The 3,506-nt window shown below is 29.4% G+C and carries 2 protein-coding genes; both read left to right on the top strand.

All coding sequences use genetic code 11. The features are described from left to right. A partial coding sequence (locus DNC80_RS11505; protein WP_220485239.1) for an O-antigen ligase family protein occupies window positions 1–2,320 on the top strand: 2,320 nt, incomplete at its 5' end. 8 nt (window positions 2,321–2,328) lie between these two features. After that, the gene (aroB, locus tag DNC80_RS11500) at window positions 2,329–3,396 is read left to right on the top strand and encodes a 3-dehydroquinate synthase (RefSeq protein WP_182651352.1); all 1,068 of its coding nucleotides are present in this window, start codon (window positions 2,329–2,331) and stop codon (window positions 3,394–3,396) included. Window positions 3,397–3,506: the final 110 nt, after the last annotated feature.

The raw sequence follows: 3,506 nt of genomic DNA, 5'->3' as shown, positions 1-3,506 counted from the left end.
AGAAATTAAAAACGATACAGTACAAAGCTCATTTTATGAAAATTTCATGGCATTATTTTTTCTTTTTTGTTATTTTTTGATTGATTTTTTGCCTCATTTTAAAAGTATTGAAATACTAAACACGCAGTTTTTTTACATGGCTGTGGTTAATATTGTTGCATTACTCTACCTTTTTAGCAATAAAAAAGTAGCTTATAAAAAGACTAAACTCTTCTCTAGCGAAGGTTTAGTTTTAAAAATCTATTTTTTGTTTATTATTCTTTGTGGTTGCTCCCTATTTTTTAGTAAAAATCTTTCACTGTCAATCAATAGTTTTATTCAATTACTTATTGTTGTAGTAATGATTCTTAATTTGATTCTTTTATTTAGAGATAAATTACATTTGTTGTGTCATATTGCTGTGCTTGTGGGAATAAGTCTTTTTTTACAAACCGTATTGCAATTAAGCACTGTAATGAAAGACTTTGCAAGTGTAACTAATGCTTTAAACAATTTAAAAGGGAATACAGGAAACGTTAATATTTTTGCAGCGAGTCTTAATGTTAAAATTCCTTTTTTAGTACTAGGAATTTTACACTATAACAACTGGAAGAAATGGTTTTTAGCTTTATGTTTGTTGCTAGCAAGTTTTACAGTAATCTTAATCAGTTCTAGAGCTGCTTATTTGGGGTTATTTTTTCAAGTTGTAGTTTTTCTAATAGTCTATTTTAAAATACATTCATTCGCAAAAAAAACAGTTGAACAAACCATCTATATTTTAATTCCAATAGCGTTGGCTGTTTTTTTAAGTAGTATCGTTTTTAAAAATAGTGATAGTATTGGAAGGTTTGAATCCGTAAGTACTAGAATTGTACAAATTGCAGATACAAATGAAGCTTCTGCATCTGCAAGGCTGAGTTATTGGGGCAATGCAGCGCAAATGATTTCAAAAGATCCAATAACTGGTATCGGATTAGGAAATTGGAGAGTTGAAAGTATTCCTTATGAAAGAACCACCATTGATGAAGCATTAATTTCTTCACATACTCACAACGATTTACTTGAAATTGCAGCCGAAACGGGAATCATTAACGGCTTAGTATATTTGAGTCTTTTTATTTTAATATTTTTTATCAACATTAAAAATATTTTTACAAAAAACGATACCGATAAAACTATTTCTTTACTTGTTTTAATGCTTATTACAGGGTATTTTATAGATGCCTTTTTTAACTTTCCGCTGTATAGACCTACAATGCAACTGGCTTTTGCATTGATGATTGTATTTACAGTTTTAAATTCAACCAAGTATTCAGGTTTAAATGGTAACTCACAAAAGATAGGTTTGTTTTTAATTATAGTTAGCGTGGTTACAACTTGTATCTCTTTTATGGACTGGAGAGCAGCCCAATTAGAATACAGAATAAAATTTGATAAAACGCCGGTATCTTCTAATGTAATCCTTAATGAATTCCCAGCTATTACAAGAGTAGGTATTTATGGAGAAACATTTTACCAACACACAGCTATTGCATTGTTTAATGAGAATAACTTAGAGGAAGCTGAAAAATATTTTAAATTATCAAATACAATAAATCCTTATATGGGAATTTCAAACTGGTATTTGCATAAAATAGAAAAATTAAAAGGCAACCAAAAGAAAGCGTATGAGTATTTGAAATCAGCATTTTATGCCAGACCAAGGACACTTAATTTTTATTTAGATGGCCTTAGAATGGCAGTTGTACATAAGGATACCGCCGAAATATTTAAGCTACACAAACTTTTTAGTCAATACCGAAGCATGCCTTCAAACTGGAAAAATACCGCTGTTGCACTCAAACAGGCGGGTTATAATCCCCAAAAAATAGAGGCATTTATCAAAGAAGGAATGAGAATTTATCCAAATGATTCTACATTAACTAAAAAAATAAATCAAAAAATATCTGTTTCTACTATTCAAAACAATCCATCTGGAGATATAGAAAATGCCCCAAAAACAATCAATTATATGATTGAAGCAAAAAAATTGGGAGACGCTAAACAATTTGAAAAAGCTATTGTACTTTATGAAAAAGAACTAGCGTTACATCCCGAAAAAAAGGTAATTTACCAAGATATAGCCGTTTGTTATTTTAGTTTAAATAGAAGTGAAACCGCTATTAGTTATTTGCTAAAAATAGTAAACGAACCAACACTAAATGATGGTAAAACCGAATATTTGCTTTCAGGTTGTTATTATAAAATGCAAGACAAAACAAATGCTTGTAAGTACCTAGGGATTGCAGTTAATAAAAATTATCCAGGAACAATAGACCTTTTTAATAAACTTTGTAAATAAAAATAAAAATGCAAACCATACAAGCCAATAACTATCCCATATACTTCAATGAAAATGCTTATACAGCGCTTAATGAATATATTAGTAATAATAAATTTTCTAATATTTTTATTATTGTAGATAATCATACAAATGAACACTGTTTGCCAATTTTTCTATCAAATTTAGAAACTGATTTAACGATCGAAATTATAGAATTTGAATCTGGAGAGGAAAATAAAAATATTGAAACATGTGTTCAAATTTGGAATGTTTTAACGGAATTAAAAGCCGATAGAAAATCACTAGTTCTCAATGTAGGTGGTGGTGTAGTTACAGATTTAGGTGGCTTTGTTGCGTCTACTTTTAAGAGAGGTATTGAATTTATTCATGTACCCACTACTCTATTGGCTATGGTTGACGCTTCTGTGGGTGGAAAAAATGGTGTTGATCTAGGTAATCTCAAAAATCAAATTGGGGTTATTAATGTTCCTAAAATGGTATTGATAGATACACAATACTTAGAAACCGTACCACAAAACGAAATGCGTTCTGGTCTTGCAGAAATGCTAAAACATGGCTTAATTTATGATGCAAGTTATTGGAAAACATTTACCGATCTTGATGCATTTGATTTTGCTGACTTTGACAAACTCATATATCGATCTGTTGAAATCAAAAATGAAATTGTAATGCAAGATCCAACAGAAAATAATATTAGAAAATCTCTTAATTTTGGACACACATTAGGCCATGCAATTGAAAGTTATTTTCTAGAGAATGAATTAAAAACAACACTGTTGCATGGTGAGGCAATAGCAGCTGGTATGATTTTAGAAAGTTATCTTTCATGGCAAAAAGGACTATTGAAAGTAGACGAATATTCTCAGATAAAAGCATGTATTAAACACATTTACGAGGATATAGTATTTGATCAAAAAGATATAGATCCCATATTTGAATTACTAGTTCATGACAAGAAAAATGAATATGGGGAGATACAATTTGCCCTAATCGAAGGTATTGGTAAAATTAAAATAAATCAATTAGTTGAAAATGAAATGATTCTTCAAGCCTTTGAAGATTATAAAAACTAAATATTTTTTATAAAAAAGGATTGCATTACGTATATATTATTTTTTACATTTGCACCAATGAAAAAAAGTCGAAACAAATTCAAGTATTGCTCTAATAAAAACAGAAACAA

It is taken from the genome of Flavobacterium sp. SOK18b (genome assembly GCF_014156605.1).
Taxonomy (GTDB): Bacteria; Bacteroidota; Bacteroidia; order Flavobacteriales; family Flavobacteriaceae; genus Flavobacterium; species Flavobacterium tiangeerense.
This window is presented reverse-complemented; position numbering and strand designations above follow the sequence as displayed.